At 57.9% G+C, this 2,022-nt stretch carries 3 protein-coding genes; 2 read left to right on the forward strand and 1 reads right to left on the reverse strand.

From position 1 onward, the window contains the following. Both P2Q66_RS03220 and P2Q66_RS03225 read left to right on the forward strand, forming a co-directional pair. A partial coding sequence (locus tag P2Q66_RS03220; protein WP_275725516.1) for a helix-turn-helix domain-containing protein occupies window positions 1–557 on the forward strand: 557 nt, incomplete at its 5' end. A gap of 38 nt (window positions 558–595) precedes the next feature. Further along, window positions 596–1,408: an IS3 family transposase gene (locus tag P2Q66_RS03225; protein WP_275725518.1), complete on the forward strand. Its 813-nt coding sequence runs from the start codon at window positions 596–598 to the stop codon at window positions 1,406–1,408. A 31-nt stretch (window positions 1,409–1,439) separates the two neighbouring features. Here P2Q66_RS03225 and P2Q66_RS03230 read toward each other — a convergent pair whose 3' ends face one another. Continuing rightward, on the reverse strand, window positions 1,440–1,937 hold the full coding sequence (locus P2Q66_RS03230) for a hypothetical protein (RefSeq protein WP_275725519.1): 498 nt from the start codon (window positions 1,935–1,937) through the stop codon (window positions 1,440–1,442). Window positions 1,938–2,022: the final 85 nt, after the last annotated feature.

Here is a 2,022-nt window from a genome sequence, read left to right on the forward strand (position 1 = left end):
AGGGGTTAATGAACTGCTCCCCGAAAGTTGGACTGAAAATTCAGTCCTTACGATCGGGGAGCAGTTTTATGCAGAACAGTAGTTCGTTGTCTGAGGAACAGCGCGAAGCCGCGGTAGCGTTGTTCGAGTTGGGTTGGGGTGCGAAGGCAGCAGCGACGAGGCTAGGGGTCCGTTCAAAAGCTGTCATCCGCATCCATGGCTTGTGGAGAGTTCGCGGAGGTACGGCGCTGGTGACCAAATCAACCCATCGGAAGTTCACATTCGAGTTCAAACTCGCCGCCGTCCGCCGATTCCAAGCCGGAGAGAGCCAGATCGCTCTGGCAAAAGAGCTCGAGCTTTCCTCACCGGATCTGATCAAAAAGTGGGCACGAATATACCGCAGTGAAGGCGAAGACGGCTTGCGCCCGAAACCACGCGGCCGACGGATCTCATCCCCTAAGGCGCCGACACAGCCGGAGTCGGAGCTGCAGCGGCTGCGCCGCGAGAACGAGCGTTTGCAGGCAGAGGTGGCCTTCCTGGGAAAAGTAAAAGCCTTGAGGGACGAGGAACAGCGCTAAAGGTCCGCGCTGTCATCGCTCTCAAGGCCGAGCACCGTTTGGAAGTTCTTCTGGACGTCGCAAGGCTGCCACGGTCCACGTTCTTCTATCACCAAGCCCGGCTGCTGGCTCCTGACCCCCATGCAGAGCTCAAAGCAGCGGTCACGGGCATCTTTGAGAAAGCCCACGCCCGGTACGGGCACCGCCGTGTCCATATCGAACTGGTCAAACAAGGCTGGACGGTCGCGAAGAAAACCGTGCTGAAGCTGATGCGTTTACTGCGGCTGGTCTGCAAGGTCCGGCGGAAAAACCGCTACAACTCCTATCAGGGCGAGCAGGGCGTTGTTGTCCCGAATCTGTTGAAACGCCAGTTTGATGCAGATGCGCCGAATCAGAAATGGGCGACCGACGTGACCGAGTTCAGCGTCGGCGACAGGAAACTGTACCTCTCACCGGTCATGGACCTTTTCGACCGGCAGATCATCTCCTACGCCCTTGGCCTCTCACCCAACTTGGAATTGACCAACTCATCCCTGCGCGGTGCCCTGACCACCCTGGAGAGCGGGCAGAAACCCCTTGTACACTCCGATCAGGGATTCCAATACCAGCACACCTCCTGGCGCAAACTCCTGGAGAACGCCGGCGCCATTCAGTCGATGTCCCGCAAAGCCAACTGCTACGACAACGCCGTTATGGAGAACTTTTTCGGACATCTCAAAGAAGAGCTCTTCCACCGCGACCGATTCCTCAACACCGATGCGCTGGCAACAGCACTGCACGAGTACATGCGCTGGTACAACATGGAAAGAATCTCCACCAAGCTCAACGGCCTAAGCCCAGTGCAATACCGTGCTCAGGCTCTCGCCGCGTAGGAAGCGGGAGAGCAGGCCGTTCTTCCCCCTATTAGGAAGGTCCGACGCCGCTCACGTATATGAAATTGCCGCCGAGTTCCTGAGCCAGTTCCCTCAAATCTTTGCCGCTTGGAGGCTCATTTAGTGCTTCGGACATGTCCACTACCATCCAGTTGCCGCCCTCGACAATGGTCAGCGGCTGCGCCGAATCGCTGTGTAGCTGGTGCTCGGCATTTCTGGCCTCTTCGGTCTTGAACCACACGACCTGGACGCGGTTTGCGCACACGACGTATTCGGCCGTGAAACCTGCAAGGTCGGGATTGATGATGGGATCCGTCTTGGGCTTGTCATCGCAGCCGATTACCCTGGCAACAGCCTGACGGGCACTATCGAGGGAAGCGAATTCACTGTGCTGCAATGCCGTTGCCGTCTGCGTGGTAGTAGTTTGCTGCGGTACAGCCGCAGGCTGCGAGTTGACCGCGCAGCCTGAAAGCCCGACAACCACCCCAAGCGCTGCTACGGGTGCCATGCCTTTGCGTGTGATCAACATTGATTCCCCATCCCCCCGGAGGTTATTTCAGTCATCCTTGCATACGACTGGCGAGGCGTACAGGTAACGAGGGGCCTTAGGTGGT

Source organism: Arthrobacter sp. Cr_A7 (assembly GCF_029222765.1).
Lineage (GTDB): Bacteria > Actinomycetota > Actinomycetes > Actinomycetales > Micrococcaceae > Arthrobacter.